We start from the raw sequence: 15,219 nt of genomic DNA, 5'->3' as shown, positions 1-15,219 counted from the left end.
ATCCGGATATTTTCGCGAAGGACGAGGCCTGGAACGGTTCAGCGTTCACGGAAACGCCGAACCGCTCTTTCTTTTGTTCTAAAGCAATTCCGGACGGAAAACCGTTTCACAGTTTTCCTGGATTTGCTTTAGGCAGCCGCGATCGCCAGCGCGTGCCCGCGCGCATTCTCGCGCAACGCGTCGAGATGGATCGACTTGACCAGCCCGGCGAGATCGCCCGCGGCGGACTGCCCGCCCAATTCCTTCAGCATCAACCAGCTGACTTCCTGCACGCCGGCTAGGCGTTTGCCATTGGCGACCTCGCGCCAGACCTTCAGCGCGCGCAGGATGATGGCGTGAGTGGCGGTGGCAAGCCCGGCGCTGCGGAACAGTGCCTGCAGTGCCACGTCATGGCCGCCGGCCAGCAGTGCTCTCACCCGTTGTTCGGATTGCTGGCTGAGCGCGACCAGGGCCGAACCAAAGAAGTCGACCTTGCCGTGCGCGATGGTGCGGATGACGAAGCTTGCGGTCAGGTCACCGCGCAGACGCAGATGTTCGACAAGCGCTGTATGTTCCTCGGCACGCGTGCCTTCGATCAATGTCACGGAAGCTTTGACGCAGGCATCGCGCGTGACGCGCTCGGCTCTTGCGGCGCCCATCAGCGCCAGCACCAGCGGCGAACCCTTGAGCGTCTCGCCTACTTTGACCAGCAGCAAATGCCGACAATCGGCGGGCAGGCGCGCGTCGGCAATCAGCGCCTCGCGCACCAGAGGCAGATGGCCGTGCCGCTCGGCCATGCGCCGAAAGCTGATCGATGCGATGTCGGCGCCGCTGTTGGCGAGCAGCGTGGTGCAGGCCTCCGGCTCGCCGATCTCGGCGATCGCCGCCGCAACCGACATCGACACCCGCGGCCGGTCGGCGATCACCTTCTGCGTCGCTTTCTGGCCGCCGGCAACCCGATCGATCAGGTCGGCATCAGTAAGCAGTGGCGACCGCGCCAGCACCAGGGCTGCGACTTCCGGCTGGTCCGAGGCCAGCGCGCTGACGATCTGCGGCGGCGCATGATGGCTCATGGAAAGCGCGTCGGCGATCGCCAGTCGCACCTTCGAGGATGCGTCATCGAGCAGCAATGTCAGCGCCGCCTCAGCAGCGCAGCGGTCCTCGAAAGGCAGGTCCGAATCGACATAGGCGCGAGCAAGTGCGCTTGCCGCTGCAACGCGCTCCGACACCTTCGCCGTGTGGATCCATTTCAGGAAATGCGAAACGACCATGTCGCCTGCTTACGCCCTTTGCCAGAACGCTTCTGGCCCCTGTCGCGACCGTAGGCACAAATGGTTTACGAACGGTTCACCATGTTCGTTAACTGGCTTGCGAGCCCGGTACGCAACGCCTATCAACCCTTAAGCAGCAGAGGAGATCGACCATGGCCGGGCTTTATCTTGAGGAGTTCGCTGTCGGCCATGTGTTCAAGCACACGCTGCGCAAGACCGTGACCGAAAGCGACAATATGCTGTTTTCGGTGATGACGCTGAACCCGCAGCCGCTGCACATCGATTTCGATTTCGCCGCCAAGAGCGAATGGGGCAAGCCGCTGGTCAATTCGCTGTTCACGCTGGGCCTGATGATCGGCATTTCAGTCAACGACATCACCGTCGGCACCACAATCGCCAATCTCGGCATGAAGGAGACAGTGTTTCCGCACCCCGTCTTCCACGGCGACACCATTCGCGTCGAGACCACGGTGGTTTCGGTGCGTGACTCCAGGTCCAAACCGGACCGCGGTATCGTCGAGTTCGAGCATCGCGCCTATAACCAGAACGACGTGCTGGTTGCCAAATGCACGAGGCAGGCGATGATGATGAAAAAGGCGGTGTGAAGATGCGTTCACTGCTCTTCGTACCCGGCGATTCGGAAAAGAAGCTGGAAAAGGGCTTTGGCGTGGGTGCCGACGTCGTCATCGTCGATCTTGAGGATTCGATTGCCCCGCAGAACAAGGGGCTGGCGCGCGACACAGCGGCACGTTTCATCGCCGGGCACAGGCACCAAACCAGCTCCGCGATCTATGTGCGCGTCAACGATCTTTCGACCGGACTGACCGACGACGATCTGGCAGCGCTCGTGCCGGTGAAACCAGACGGCATCATGCTGCCTAAGTCGAACAGCGGACTGCATGTCCAGCATCTCTCGGCCAAGCTCAGGGTGCACGAAGCTGAAAGCGGCCTGCCGGATGGAGCTATAAAGATCCTGCCGATCATCACAGAAACGGCCGCAGGCGTCTTGGCCGCAGCGACCTACGCCCGTGCAAGCGCGCGGCTTGTCGGCGTCACCTGGGGGGCGGAAGATTTGTCGGCGGCGATCGGCGCGCGCGCGACGCGCGACGCGAACGGCCGCTATACGGATGTGTTCCGCCTCACCCGCACCATGACCATGCTTGCCGCAAGTGCCGCGGAAGTCGCGGCAATCGACACCGTCTTTCCGGACTTTCGCGACATGGCGGGCTTCGAGGCCGAATGCGCCGAGGCCGAGCGCGACGGATTCACCGGCAAGATGGCGATCCATCCGGCGCAGGTGCCGGTCATCAACGCCGCCTTCACGCCTTCGGCGCAAGCGGTGAAAAGCGCCCTGGCGATCGTCGAGGCATTTAAGGCGGCGGGAAACACCGGCGTCGTCGGCATCGACGGCAAGATGTACGACCGGCCGCATCTAAAACTGGCCGAGCGGCTCCTGGCACGGGCCAGGGTAGCTGGGCTTGGCGCTTAGGTCTGTTCCGCGCCGAAATTATCCCACCCACGGCCCTGAATAATCGGCATAGAGCTTTGCCGGATCGGGCCGTGGCCGCTCCGGTGCCGGGCCCTGGTAGGAGCCGATATGGACGAAGCCTACGACCCGCTCATGCGGCGCCAGGCCAAGGATCGCCCTGCCCTCGGGCACGTCGGAATACCAGTTACTGATCATGTTGGTGCCGTAGCCCAGCGCATTGGCGGCAAGCATCAGGTTCATCGCCGCCATGCCGCCGGACAGGAACATCTCCCATTGCGGGATCTTTGGATTTTCCCTGGGGATCGAGATCACGCCGATAACCAGCGGCGCCCGCGAAAAGCGCGCCAATTCCTGGTTGCGACGGCCTTCCGGCAGCGGTCCTTCGCGCTGCTCGGCAAGTGCCGCCAGCTTCTTGCCGATCTCGACGCGAGCTTCGCCGCGATAGAGGACGAAACGCCAGGGCTCCAGCCGGCCGTGGTCCGGCACCCGCGAGGCGGCGGCGATCATCGTCGCGATCTCCGTATCGCCCGGTGCCGGCTCTTTCAAATCTGGGATCGGCGCGGAATTTCGGGTCAGCAGAAAATCGATGATCGGCGACGCCATGGGCGCAAGTCTCCTGGAATTTGAGCTGAAGCGCACCATCGGGACATCGGGCGGCTTGGGCATTGGCGCAGCGCGCCGGACAAAGAGCCCTGTAGCAGAAGCCGACCGGACTCTTAAGCCTTGAAATTGCCACCGCCTTGGGCTTCAACGCAAGGCATGTTTGAGGGGACATTGCGTCTTTTCCTGATATGGCTCGCTGCCGCACTGTTGATGGTGCCGGTTTCGCTCGCCGTCGCCCAGGATGTGGACGGCCTCGGCGAACTGAAACTTCCCGGAATTTCGGGCTATGCGCCTCCGAAAAGCGAGACATCGCTGGTGTTGGGGAGCAGCGGGGCAATCACGCTGTCGGCGCAATTGACAGACAAGGGCGCCGACATCACGCGCGGCATCGTCTGGCGCGTCTTCAAGCCCGAATCGGCCAGCGACGGCAAGTTGCCGATGGTCGCCTCCGCTCATGGCGGTACCGCCGTGTTCCAGCTCGAGCCGGGTTCGTATCTGGTCCACGCCTCCTACGGGCGGGCCGGCGCCACCAAGCGCATCACCGTCGGCAAGGAAGCCAAGCGCGAGAGCCTCGTGCTCGATGCAGGCGGCCTCAAGCTTGATGCCGTGCTGTCCGGCGGGGTACGCATACCACCGAAGAAGCTGCGCTTCTCGATCTATGAGAGCCACGCCGCGGCCGACGGCGATCGCGCCCTGATCATACCCGATGTCGAGCCGAACAGCGTCGTGCGGCTCAATGCCGGCACCTACCACGTTGTTTCGACCTATGGCGCTGTGAACGCGGTCATCCGCTCCGACATCCGCGTGGAGGCCGGCAAGCTGACTGAAGCGACCGTCGAGCACCGTGCGGCCGAGATGACGATGAAGCTGGTGCGCGAACCGGGCGGCGAGGCGATCGCCGACACCTCCTGGTCGCTGCTGAACGAATCCGGCGATCCGATCAAGGAAACCGTCGGTGCCTTTGCCTCGATGGTGCTGGCCGAGGGCGACTACACCATAATCGCCAAGAACCGCGACCGCATCTACCAGAAGGACTTTACGGTGGTGGCGGGGCACAACCAGGATATCGAGGTTCTGGCCACAGAGGCTTCGGCCATCGATTCCGAGGAAGGCGCCGACTAAGCCGCGCCCCTCTAAGCTGCCTTGCGCATGCGTCGCGCCAGCAACTGCGCGTGGCCACGCCATACGACCAGAGCCGGATCGACGACAGCCCGGTAAAACCGCTCGAGCAATTCCGTCTCATTCAGCACCTGACCGACGCACACGTCGATCGATTTGCCGGATAGGCGCGCGGCGCAATAGTCATATGAAAATGGCGGTGGATCGCTCCACCGCCATTCATTGCAGGTCGGCTGGTTCAGGCCGCGCGGCGCTTGCGGTCGGGTGTCACCGCCTCGCCGGCAAGCAGCTTCACGGCAGCTGCGAGACCAAGCGATTCCTGGTCGCGCGAACCGAGACGTCGGATATTGACCGTTTCTTCCTCGGCCTCGCGCTTGCCACAGACGAGGATGACCGGGACCTTGGCCAGCGAATGCTCCCGGACCTTGTAGTTGATCTTCTCGTTGCGCAGGTCGGCCTCGGCAATCAGCCCGGCCGCCTTCAGCTGCGCGACGACCTTTCGCGCGTAATCGTCGGCATCGGAAGTGATCGTCGCCACCACCACCTGCAGCGGTGCGAACCAGAGCGGGAAATGGCCGGAATAATTCTCGATCAGGATGCCTAGAAACCGCTCCATGGAACCGCAGATGGCACGATGCACCATCACCGGCTGCTTCTTTTCCGAATCGGAGCCGATGTAGAAGGCGCCAAAACGCTCCGGCAGGTTGAAGTCGACCTGTGTGGTGCCGCATTGCCAGTCGCGGCCGATGGCGTCCTTCAGCACATATTCGAACTTCGGCCCGTAGAACGTGCCCTCACCCGGATTGACGCCCGTCTTGATCCGGTTGCCCGACCGCGCCGCGATCTTGTCGAGCACGTCCTGCAGCACGCTCTCGGCATGATCCCACATCGCGTCGGTGCCGACCCGTTTTTCGGGGCGGGTCGCCAGCTTGACGGTGATTTCGTCGAAGCCGAAATCCGCATAGGTCGAGAGGATCAGATCGTTGATCTTGATGCACTCGTCGGCGAGCTGTTCCTCGGTGCAGAAGATGTGGGCATCGTCCTGGGTAAAGCCGCGCACGCGCATCAGCCCGTGCAGCGCGCCGGACGGCTCATAGCGATGCACATTGCCGAATTCCGCAAGTTTTACCGGCAGATCGCGGTAGGACTTCAGCCCGTGCTTGAAGATTTGGACGTGGCCGGGGCAGTTCATCGGCTTCAGCGCAAACACCCGGTCGTCGTCGGTGTCGTCGCCAGCAACCGTCACCTTGAACATGTTGTCCCGGTACCAGCCCCAGTGCCCGGACGTCTCCCACAGGCTCTTGTCGAGCACCTGCGGCGCGTTGACCTCCTGATAGCCCTGCTCGTCGAGACGGCGGCGCATGTAATTGACCAGGTTCTGGAACATCCTCCAGCCTTTGGCGTGCCAGAACACGACGCCCGGCCCCTCCTCCTGGAAATGGAACAGGTCCATCTCACGGCCGAGTTTCCTGTGGTCGCGCTTCTCGGCCTCCTCCAGCATCATCTGGTAGGCTTCGAGCTGCGCCTGGTCGGCCCAGGCCGTGCCGTAGATGCGCGTCAGCATCGGGTTGTTCGAATCGCCGCGCCAATAGGCGCCGGCGACCTTCATCAGCTTGAAGGCGCTGCCGATCTGGCCGGTCGAGGCCATATGCGGGCCGCGGCAAAGGTCGAACCAGTCGCCCTGCGCATAGATCTTGAGATCCTGATCCTCGGGAATGGCGTCGATCAGCTCCAGTTTGTAGCGCTCGCCCTTGTCGGCAAAGATCCTTTTCGCCTTTTCACGCGACCATACCTCTTTGGTGAACGGCTTGTTGCGCGCAATGATCTCGCGCATTTTCTTCTCGATCACCGGGAAATCGTCGGGCGTGAACGGCTCGTTGCGGGCGAAGTCGTAGTAGAATCCGTTCTCGATCACCGGCCCGATGGTCACCTGCGTTCCCGGCCAAAGTTCCTGCACGGCTTCGGCCAGCACATGGGCTGCATCGTGACGGATGAGCTCCAGCGCACGCGGATCCTCGCGGGTGATGATCTCGAGCTTGCCCGATTTGCCGATCGGGTCGGAAAGGTCGCGCAACGTGCCGTCGATCGAATAGGCAACGGCCTTCTTGGCCAGCGACTTCGAGATCGATTCCGCCAGGCCGGCGCCGGTCATCGCCGCGTCGTAGTCGCGGACGGAGCCATCTGGAAATGTCAGGGAAACGGAATTCAGCATAAGATTCTCCTATCCAGTCCCGCAAACGAGCGCGGGTGGTAAAATGCACGTCGCCCAAACTGCCTAGCTGTTTTGGGGTTACGACATACATCAAGTAAGAGCCGGATGCGTCCGGCGGCGAGCGGTCTTTTATGGACAGTTTTCGGCGCCGTAAAGCCGGATATGGTCACCTGACGAGATTCGGCAGCTCTTTCAGGAACATCGCCCGCGTCTTGGGTCCCTTGGGCGTGTCGGAACGTTCCGTATCGACTACCAGACGGGCAAAGACGATCTTGCGAGCATCCTTCTGCGCCCAGCCGACAAACCAGCCGAGCGAGCGCTTGTCGACGTCGCCGAGCCCGGTCGTCCCGGTCTTGCCCTGCACCGTCCAATCGCCTGCTCGAAACGTCGGTATGATCGCATCGGTCATGGCGTGGGCCTTGTTCGAAACCGGCAGTTTTCGCGCCAGCAGCTTGCGCAGGAAATCGACCTGTTCGACCGGCGATATCTCGAGCGAAGAATTCACCCAGGAATGGGTGAGTCCATCATTCTTGCCGGGAGTTCCGGAAACGTCCGTGTTGCCATACTCGAATTTCGACACATAGCCGGCAAATTGTTTGCTGCCGAGCCGGCGCGTAATCTCGCGTGAGAACCATATGACCGAATCCCTTTCCCAGATCGTCGGGTCGACGGTCTTGCGGTCCCGTTTCGGCGCATTGAACTCTGCCTTGTACTCCCAGCTTGGCGTGTGCTCGTCGCTCAGGATTCCAGCATCGTAGCCGATCAGCGCCAGCGGAACCTTGAACGTGGAGGCGGGGCTGACGCGCTGATCGCAGGTCCCTTCGCGATACAGCGTCTCGCCGCCTGCGGCGTCGACGATCAGCGTGCATTCGACGTCCCCGAGAGGCGCCGATTGCGCACGGATCGGAAAACCCAACAGCCACGCCAGGACATAGAGAACCACGGCGAAAACGAAGGGAAGACGATCTATCCGGCGCATTTGGCAATCTCTCCTGAAGGGTGTCAGGAGCGGCTTAGCGAGGCGTCTTGTCTCGATTTTGTCTTAAATGCGCTGTGTCCGCGCAAGCTGCGGTTAACCCTACCAGATCGTAAAAGCGGTCCGGTTGTGCACCGAAGAGTTGCGGTCAACTGTCCAGCTCGCCAGGTTTTTTCCCGATCCGCCAGTACCGCCACGGCGCAAACCAGACATAGCGCTCAGCCAGGGTTTCGGGCACGCGGTCGATGCCATGCGTCCCTAACGGCCCGCAGCGCAGCACGCGAAAGAATCCCATCCAGCCGCCGGCCCATAGTCCATGCCGGGCGATCGCTTCGTGCGCGTATTCGGAACAGGTCGGCAGATGCCGGCAGGAATTGCCCACGAAGCCGGACAACGTCAGCTGGTAGAGCCGGACGAGCGACGTGCCGAGGAGGCGGCCCGGCGTCTTGCGCCACGGGCCGGGCCAGTTGCGTCCTTGTCGAATCGGCCTGGCGCCGTGCGCATGCCGATGTTGGCCGACCACCGCAGTCTCCACATCGCGTTTCCCTACACGATAGATGTGCGCATCGGGCCAGGAACGCAATGCCGTTCCGGCAATCCCGTCATGGCCTGGTACGGCGAACCGGGTAGCGGTCGGGCGTCGGCTTCCGGCATACGGCGAAGCTGGTCGGCGGCCTCTCCTCGCACCAATCCCTATGCGGTTTCTCGTCGTACCATTGAAACGTCGCGATCCGCACGACATCGCCCAGAATGTTGAGAAACTGGATCATGGCGGCACTCCTTGAGCACCGATTAGAGCGCCGCTGGCCTTGCCCTTCAAACGGTATAACGTCCACGTCAGATAACTCTCAGTTATGCGAAGGAAGCGCGGACACCTCCCCCTGACGGCGCTCAGAAGCTTCGAAGCAGCCGGTCGTCACCTGAGCTTCAGCCGTGCGGCCGAGGAGCTTTACGTTTCACAGGCAGCGATCAGCCGCCAGATCCGCGAGCTCGAAACCTTCCTGCGCCAACCTTTGTTCTTCCGCCATCATCGCCGCGTCGAGTTGACCGATACCGGCCGGCGGCTGCTCGACCAGTTGGTCAGGAGTTTCGAGGGCATCGACAGGCTGCTTTCGGAATTGACGGCCGCCCCGACGCAGTCAGTGGTCCGTGTCAGCGTCGAGCCGTCGCTTGCATCCGTATGGCTGGTGCCGCGGCTCAACCGATTTCGCGAGTTGCGACCCGATATCGACGTCTCCCTTGAGGTCGACCTGAGGTTGATAGAGTTCCGCAGCGATCAGCGCGAACTTGCTCTACGCTTCAGTGCGCACGCCACCTCATGGCCACGCAGCGAAGCCGAACAGCTTGCCGCGGTCGTCGATTCACCAGTTCTATCGCCGGCGCTGCTTGTATCCGGGCCAGCTCTGGAAAAGCCGATCGACCTTGGTCGCTACACATTGCTGCACGAAGAAAACCGTCAGGCTTGGGCGCGCTGGTTCGAAGCGGCCGGCGTGACGGCTGAGGCCGTGCCTGCGCGCGGCCCGATGCTGGCGGATGCTTCGCTTTCGAAGCAGGCAGCCTTGCTTGGACATGGTGTCGCGCTGGGCGATCTTCTGCAGATCGGCGAAGAACTTGCGTCCGGCGCGCTGATCAAGCCTTTCGACATCGACGTCGCGTCCGGCGCCTATTGGCTGGTGGCCAGAAGGCTGAATGACCTTTCAGAGCCGGCCAGAGCTTTTGCCGACTGGGTCCGGGCGGAATTCGCCGAAAGCCGGCGTTTCCTTGCCAAGGCTTAAGCCGCCTGTTCCGCCCGCTTCTTTTCGATCTGGCCAATGGCGTCGACCACTGCGTCGAACGTCAGCATGGTCGAGGCGTGGCGCGCCTTATAGTCGCGCACCGGTTCCAGGTATTTCAGGTCGGCGAAGCGGCCTTCGGGCGGCGGGCCATTTTCCTTCAGCATCTTCAGCATCGTCTCGCGCACGCTGCGCAATTCTTCGGCGCTGGCGCCGACGACATGCTGCGCCATGATCGAAGAGGACGCCTGGCCAAGCGCACAGGCCTTCACGTCATGCGCGAAATCGGTGACGACGCCCTGATCCATTTTCAGATCGACGGTCACCGTCGAGCCGCACAGCTTGGAATGTGCTCGTGCGGTTGCGTCGGGGCGGTCGAGCCGGCCGATCCGTGCGATATTTCCAGCAAAACCCAGAATTTTCGCATTGTAGACATCGTCGATCATATTTTTCCAATCCGTCGCCGCCCAGCGAACAGTCATTGCCGCTCTGGCGTCTTCCTTTCGCTCGGCACGAACATATATAATGGCGGTAGTCGGGTATCGACAAGGTGACCACAAACCTCGTCGTGCCCAATTCTGTTCACGCCACTTACGGGCTGGAAACCGGGCGAGTTTCTGACACCCGAAAGGTCGTGGTCCGTTCAACTTGTTCCTCCTGAGAGAGGAACTACGGGAGACGCCTTTATGGACGCCGTTATCAAGAAACTTATGCCGCGGTCTGCCTATATGGAAAAGCCGGTCACCGACCGGCCGAGCGAGGCCGAAGTCGAAGCCGCTGTGCGCATCTTGCTGCGCTGGACCGGCGACAACCCTGACCGGGAGGGCCTGATCGACACGCCGAAGCGCGTCACCAAGGCATTCCGCGAAATGTTCAACGGTTATGATATGTGCCCAGCCGAGGAACTTGGCCGCACCTTCGAGGAAGTCGCCGGCTATGACGACCTCGTCCTCGTCAAGGACATATCCTTCCACTCGCATTGCGAGCATCACATGGTGCCGATCATCGGCAAGGCGCATGTCGGCTATCTGCCTGACGGCAAGGTTGTCGGCCTGTCCAAGATCGCCCGCGTCGTCGACATCTTCGCCCATCGCCTGCAGACCCAGGAAGCGATGACGGCGCAGATTGCCGGCGTCATCCAGGACGTCCTCAATCCGCGCGGCGTCGCCGTCATGCTCGAGGCCGAGCATATGTGCATGGCCATGCGCGGTATCCGCAAACAGGGCTCCACCACGCTGACCTCGACCTTCACCGGCGCCTTCAAGGATACACCCGAAGAGCAGGTCCGCTTCGTCACCATGGTGCGCGGCGGCGGAACTGATCAGACCCGCCCCACCTTCGTTAAATAAGGACCGGCGAATGTCGGCATTGGAATTCCCGAAAGCTCCCTCAGACAAGAAGGCGCTTGAGGAAGGCACGGTCCTTTCGCCGCGCTTCGATGCCGGCGGCCTCGTCACCGCCGTCGTCACCGATGCCGAAGACGGCATGCTGCTGATGGTCGCGCATATGAATGCCGAGGCGCTGGCGCTGACGCTCAAGACCGGCATCGCGCACTACTGGTCGCGTTCGCGCAACGCGCTGTGGAAGAAGGGCGAAACCTCGGGCAATGTCCAGCAGGTCGTCGAGATGCTCACGGATTGTGACCAGGACGCGATATGGTTGCGCGTCAAAGTGCTGGGTCATGAAGCAACTTGTCACACCGGCCGACGTTCATGCTTTTATCGGACGGTGGGGCTGAGCGATGGCAAAGGGACGCTTGCCAGCGACGGCAGCAAGCCGCTGTTCGATGCGGAAAAAACCTATCGAAAGCCCAATACACCATCAATATGAACCATTCGCAGCACTTCAGCCACGTGTATTCATGATTTCGATACGGCCCGCCTGTAGGATGACCGTGGGACAAGGGAGATTGTGATGCTCGAGTGGGCGTCATTGCGCAACAGACCTGACGTTCGGGAGGCGAATGGCCTCTCCTCGGCCGCGGGCGCATCCGAAACCAAATCTCCGGGCAAAACAGCGATTTCGCTGGCATTGGGCGGCGGCTGTGCGCGCGGCTGGGCGCATATCGGCGTGCTGCGCGCGCTTGACGAAGCCGGCATCGAAGTGTCGATGATCGCCGGCACCTCGATCGGCGCGCTGGTCGGCGGCTGCTATGTTGCCGGCAAGCTCGACGAGTTGGAAGAATTCGCCCGCAGCCTGACCAGGCGGCGCATTTTTGGCCTTCTCGACCTCAATCTACGCGGCAGCGGCCTGTTCGGTGGCATGAAGCTCGATGCGCGGCTGCGCGAGCACATAGCCGGCATCCGCTTCGAGGACCTGCCAAAACCATTCGTCTGCGTCGCTTCGGAAATCCGCACCGGCCATGAGATCTGGCTGTCGAGCGGCTCGTTGAGCACCGCCATGCGCGCCTCCTACGCGCTGCCCGGCGTGTTCGAGCCGGTCGCCTGCAATGGGCGTGTGCTGGTTGACGGCGCCCTGGTCAATCCGGTGCCGGTCTCGGTCTGCCGTGCCTACGAGCAGCCGCTCGTGGTCGCGGTGAACCTTCACTACGATCTGTTCGGCCGCGCCGCGGTGATCAAGCACAGCGCCGGCGAGCTGGTCATCGAGAAAGACGCGCCGCGGGCCGGCCACGCCGATCCCGAACGCCAGTCGCGCGAGACGCGGCTCGGCATCACCGGCGTCATGGTAGAGGCCTTCAACATCATCCAGGACCGCATTTCGCGCGCCAGGCTGGCCGGCGACCCGCCGGACATATCGCTGCAGCCGAAGCTCAGCCATATCGGCCTGACCGAATTCCACCGCGCCGACGAAGCAATCCGTATCGGCTACCAGGCAACGATGGCGCAGATCGGCGATCTGACCCGGCTGCAGACCGTCCTCGCTTAGGCCGAGCGGTCAGCGAGCTCTCAGGCAAGCGCCGCGTCGACGATACGAAATTGCACCGTGCGGTTGCCGTTCCAGTGATTGCCCGACAATGAGCCGGCGACGTGCACCGGTTTGCCCCTGTTCTTGAACAGGAATTCGCCAAGCGCAGTATCGACGGCGCGAAAGGCGATCGCCTGGATGCGGCCGCCGCTTTCCGACTGCAGGTCGGCGCGGATATGGTTGGTGCCGACCGCCCGCGCATCGACAAGCCGGTGGCGCGGCAGCGCGAACACCGGCGCGACATGCCCTGCGCCGAACGGCCCTGCCCTCTCAAGTGCATCGAGCAGCGCGAGCGTCGCGCCCTCGGCGGCAAGCGCACCGTCGATCGCCAGGCTCTCCTGCCCTTGCAGGCGGAACACGTCCACCGCCGCGCGCTCTTCGAAGAAAGCCCTGAGTTCGCCGAGCTTCGCCCGCTCGACAGTGATGCCTGCCGCCATTCCGTGGCCGCCACCCTTGAGGATCAGCCCGGCATCGGCAGCCTCGCGCACCAGCCGGCCGAGGTCGAAGCCAGACACTGAACGGCCTGAACCGGTACCGACACCGTTGGCGTTGAAGGCGATGGCAAATGCGGGCCGGCGCGCATGGTCCTTGAGCCGCGAGGCAAGCAGGCCGACAATGCCCGGGTGCCAGTTGCTGCTGGCTGTGACCACGATGGCCGGACCAATGCCGCCGGCAAGCTCGGCGTCGGCCTCTGAGCGCGCCGCGGCCAGCATCTCCTGCTCCATCGACTGCCGCTCCTGGTTGAGCCGATCCAGCGTCTCGGCAATGGTGCGGGCTTCGACCGGGTCGTCGGTTGCAAGCAGGCGGCTGCCAAGTGCTGCGTCGCCGATGCGCCCGCCGGCGTTGATGCGCGGACCGATCAGAAAGGCCAGATGGAACGTGCTGATCGGCTCGCCTATACGCGAGACCCGCGCCAACGCCGCCAGCCCGTCGTTTCTCTGCTGCCGCGCCACCTGCAGCCCCTTGACCACGAAGGCGCGGTTGACGCCGGTGAGCGGCACCACGTCGCAGACTGTGCCCAGCGCCACCAGGTCGAGCAGGGCAAGCAGGTCCGGCGGTGCGGCATCCGGCAAGCGGCCGCGCAGGATCTTCGCGGTCTGCACCAGGCAAAGGAAGACGACGCCGGCGGCACAGAGATGACCTTGGCCGGAAAGGTCGTCCTCGCGATTTGGGTTGACGACCGCAGCCGCCGCCGGCAACGGCCCGCCGACCTGATGGTGATCGAGCACCACGACGTCGGCGCCGGCGGCCTTTGCGGCGTCGATGGAAGCAGCGCTGTTGGTGCCGCAATCGACTGTGACGATCAGCGTCGCGCCGCGCGAGACGAGTTCGCGCATCGCTTCCGGATTGGGGCCGTAACCCTCGAAGATGCGGTCCGGTATGTAGATCTCCGACGCCACCGAGAAATGCGCGAGAAAGCGCTTGAGCAGCGCCGACGAGGCGGCGCCGTCGACATCGTAATCGCCAAAGATCGCTACCTTTTCCCTGGCCGTCACCGCCTGGGCGATACGAGAGGCGGCCTTGTCCATGTCGGTCAGCGATGCCGGGTCGGGCAGCAGGTTGCGGATGGTCGGATCGAGAAACCGCTCGGTCTGCTCGGCGGTGACGCCGCGCCCGGCCAGCACGCGCGCCACGATGTCGGGCACGCCATAACCTTGCGCGATGGCGAGCGCGGCCATGTCCTGGCGCTCGGTCAGCCGGTGTTCCCAGGAAACGCCGGTGGCCGATTGCCTTACATCGAGGAAAAAGCGTCTTTCCCCCGTCACGTGGTGCGCCGTCTGCAATTTGTCATTGCGCACAATATGCAACGGCTAACTGAGTCGAAATCAAAACTTTTCCAGATCCTGATGCCTGGCCTTGATTTCGCGCACGGTCCGCGATGACGAGCGCAGCACGATCGTGTGCGTGGTGATGAAATTGCGGCCGAACTTGACGCCGGCCAGCATATTGCCGTCGGTGACGCCGGTCGCGGCAAACAGCACGTCGCCGCGTGCCATGTCTTGCGTGTGGTAGATCCGTTTAGGGTCGGAGATGCCCATCTTGGCGGCGCGCGCCAGCTTTTCCGGCGTATCGAGGATCAACCTGCCCTGCATCTGGCCGCCAGTGCAGCGCAAGGCGGCAGCTGCGAGCACGCCTTCGGGCGCGCCTCCGGTGCCGAGATAGATGTCGATGCCGGTCTCGTCAGGGTCGGTGGTATGGATGACCCCGGCGACATCACCGTCGCCGATCAGACGGATCGCGGCGCCGGTCGCCCGCACGGCTTCGATCAACGCGCCATGGCGTGGCCGGTCGAGAATACAGGCGGTGATCTCCGCCACCGGCACGCGCTTGGCCCTGGCCAGACTGGCGATGTTTTCGGCCGGCGAGGCATCGATGTCGATGATGCCGTCGGCATAGCCCGGGCCGATGGCGATCTTGTCCATATAGACGTCCGGCGCGAACAAAAGGCTGCCTTTTTCGGCAATGGCGATAACGGCCAATGCGTTGGGCAGGTTCTTGGCGCAGATCGTCGTGCCTTCGAGCGGATCGAGTGCGATGTCGACAGCCGGGCCTTTGCCGGTACCGACTTCCTCGCCGATATAAAGCATCGGCGCCTCGTCGCGCTCGCCTTCGCCGATCACCACCGTGCCGTTGATGGCAAGACGGTTGAGTTCCTGCCGCATGGCATCGACCGCGACCTGGTCGGCGGCTTTCTCGTCGCCGCGTCCGCGCAATCTGGCGGCCGCGACCGCGGCGCGTTCGGTGATGCGCACCAATTCCATGGTCAGTATCCGGTCGAGGCCGGCGACAATGTTCTGGGCCACATTCATCGATGGACAATCCTCGTTGGCACTTTGTTTTCATGCATGTCGTCGTCCCAAAAACCGCCGCAC

Annotated in this window: 16 protein-coding genes; 7 read left to right on the top strand and 9 right to left on the bottom strand. The window is 62.9% G+C overall.

Going from position 1 to position 15,219, the window contains the following annotated elements; translation table 11 throughout:
• Positions 1-128 precede the first annotated feature (128 nt).
• Complete coding sequence (locus tag NMG46_RS14785; RefSeq protein ID WP_254818373.1) at positions 129-1,250, bottom strand: DUF2336 domain-containing protein; 1,122 nt, start codon at positions 1,248-1,250, stop codon at positions 129-131.
• A 152-nt stretch (positions 1,251-1,402) separates the two neighbouring features.
• Between NMG46_RS14785 and NMG46_RS14780 the strand changes: the two genes are divergently transcribed.
• Together NMG46_RS14780 and NMG46_RS14775 are read left to right on the top strand one after the other, a co-directional pair.
• Entirely contained in the window at positions 1,403-1,855 is a 453-nt protein-coding gene (locus NMG46_RS14780) for a MaoC family dehydratase (protein ID WP_254818372.1), read from the top strand.
• A 2-nt stretch (positions 1,856-1,857) separates the two neighbouring features.
• Positions 1,858-2,739, top strand: a complete 882-nt coding sequence (locus NMG46_RS14775; protein WP_254818371.1) for a CoA ester lyase — start codon at positions 1,858-1,860, stop codon at positions 2,737-2,739.
• An 18-nt stretch (positions 2,740-2,757) separates the two neighbouring features.
• Here the strand turns inward: NMG46_RS14775 and NMG46_RS14770 are convergent, their stop codons facing one another.
• Positions 2,758-3,342, bottom strand: a complete 585-nt coding sequence (locus NMG46_RS14770) for a nitroreductase (protein ID WP_254818370.1) — start codon at positions 3,340-3,342, stop codon at positions 2,758-2,760.
• Between the two features lie 156 nt (positions 3,343-3,498).
• On the opposite strand from NMG46_RS14770, the gene NMG46_RS14765 reads away from it, so the two are divergent.
• Positions 3,499-4,464 (top strand): hypothetical protein, encoded by a 966-nt coding sequence (locus NMG46_RS14765; protein ID WP_254818398.1) that lies wholly within the window; start codon positions 3,499-3,501, stop codon positions 4,462-4,464.
• A 235-nt stretch (positions 4,465-4,699) separates the two neighbouring features.
• On the opposite strand, the gene thrS is transcribed toward NMG46_RS14765, so the two are convergent.
• From thrS to NMG46_RS14745, 4 genes are all read right to left on the bottom strand, one after another.
• A complete protein-coding gene (thrS, locus tag NMG46_RS14760; protein ID WP_254818369.1) occupies positions 4,700-6,673 on the bottom strand; it encodes a threonine--tRNA ligase in 1,974 nt (657 codons plus the stop codon).
• A 166-nt stretch (positions 6,674-6,839) separates the two neighbouring features.
• On the bottom strand, positions 6,840-7,652 hold the full coding sequence (blaOXA, locus tag NMG46_RS14755; protein WP_254818368.1) for a class D beta-lactamase: 813 nt from the start codon (positions 7,650-7,652) through the stop codon (positions 6,840-6,842).
• 145 nt (positions 7,653-7,797) lie between these two features.
• Positions 7,798-8,172, bottom strand: a complete 375-nt coding sequence (gene yidD, locus NMG46_RS14750) for a membrane protein insertion efficiency factor YidD (protein ID WP_254818397.1) — start codon at positions 8,170-8,172, stop codon at positions 7,798-7,800.
• Positions 8,173-8,251: 79 nt separating this feature from the next.
• On the bottom strand, positions 8,252-8,419 hold the full coding sequence (locus tag NMG46_RS14745) for a hypothetical protein (protein ID WP_254818367.1): 168 nt from the start codon (positions 8,417-8,419) through the stop codon (positions 8,252-8,254).
• 84 nt (positions 8,420-8,503) lie between these two features.
• On the opposite strand from NMG46_RS14745, the gene NMG46_RS14740 reads away from it, so the two are divergent.
• Positions 8,504-9,424, top strand: coding sequence for a LysR substrate-binding domain-containing protein (locus NMG46_RS14740; protein WP_254818366.1), 921 nt, complete (start codon positions 8,504-8,506; stop codon positions 9,422-9,424).
• Here the strand turns inward: NMG46_RS14740 and NMG46_RS14735 are convergent.
• Positions 9,421-9,867: an iron-sulfur cluster assembly scaffold protein gene (locus NMG46_RS14735; RefSeq protein WP_254818365.1), complete on the bottom strand. Its 447-nt coding sequence runs from the start codon at positions 9,865-9,867 to the stop codon at positions 9,421-9,423. The genes NMG46_RS14740 and NMG46_RS14735 overlap by 4 nt on opposite strands.
• Before the next feature lie 240 nt (positions 9,868-10,107).
• Here NMG46_RS14735 and folE point away from each other — a divergent pair, with 240 nt between their 5' ends.
• The 3 genes from folE (at position 10,108) to NMG46_RS14720 (ending at position 12,307) form a co-directional block, all read left to right on the top strand.
• Complete coding sequence (gene folE / locus NMG46_RS14730; RefSeq protein WP_254818364.1) at positions 10,108-10,770, top strand: GTP cyclohydrolase I FolE; 663 nt, start codon at positions 10,108-10,110, stop codon at positions 10,768-10,770.
• Between the two features lie 10 nt (positions 10,771-10,780).
• Complete coding sequence (hisI, locus tag NMG46_RS14725) at positions 10,781-11,251, top strand: phosphoribosyl-AMP cyclohydrolase (protein WP_254818363.1); 471 nt, start codon at positions 10,781-10,783, stop codon at positions 11,249-11,251.
• A gap of 84 nt (positions 11,252-11,335) precedes the next feature.
• Positions 11,336-12,307: a patatin family protein gene (locus NMG46_RS14720; protein WP_254818362.1), complete on the top strand. Its 972-nt coding sequence runs from the start codon at positions 11,336-11,338 to the stop codon at positions 12,305-12,307.
• 20 nt (positions 12,308-12,327) lie between these two features.
• On the opposite strand, the gene recJ is transcribed toward NMG46_RS14720, so the two are convergent.
• Both recJ and glpX read right to left on the bottom strand, forming a co-directional pair.
• Positions 12,328-14,112, bottom strand: a complete 1,785-nt coding sequence (gene recJ, locus NMG46_RS14715; RefSeq protein WP_254818361.1) for a single-stranded-DNA-specific exonuclease RecJ — start codon at positions 14,110-14,112, stop codon at positions 12,328-12,330.
• A gap of 60 nt (positions 14,113-14,172) precedes the next feature.
• Positions 14,173-15,156 (bottom strand): class II fructose-bisphosphatase, encoded by a 984-nt coding sequence (gene glpX, locus NMG46_RS14710; protein ID WP_254818360.1) that lies wholly within the window; start codon positions 15,154-15,156, stop codon positions 14,173-14,175.
• Between the last annotated feature and the right edge of the window lie 63 nt (positions 15,157-15,219).

The organism is Mesorhizobium sp. LMG 17147 (assembly GCF_024297145.1).
Classification (GTDB): Bacteria; Pseudomonadota; Alphaproteobacteria; order Rhizobiales; family Rhizobiaceae; genus Mesorhizobium.
This window is presented reverse-complemented; position numbering and strand designations above follow the sequence as displayed.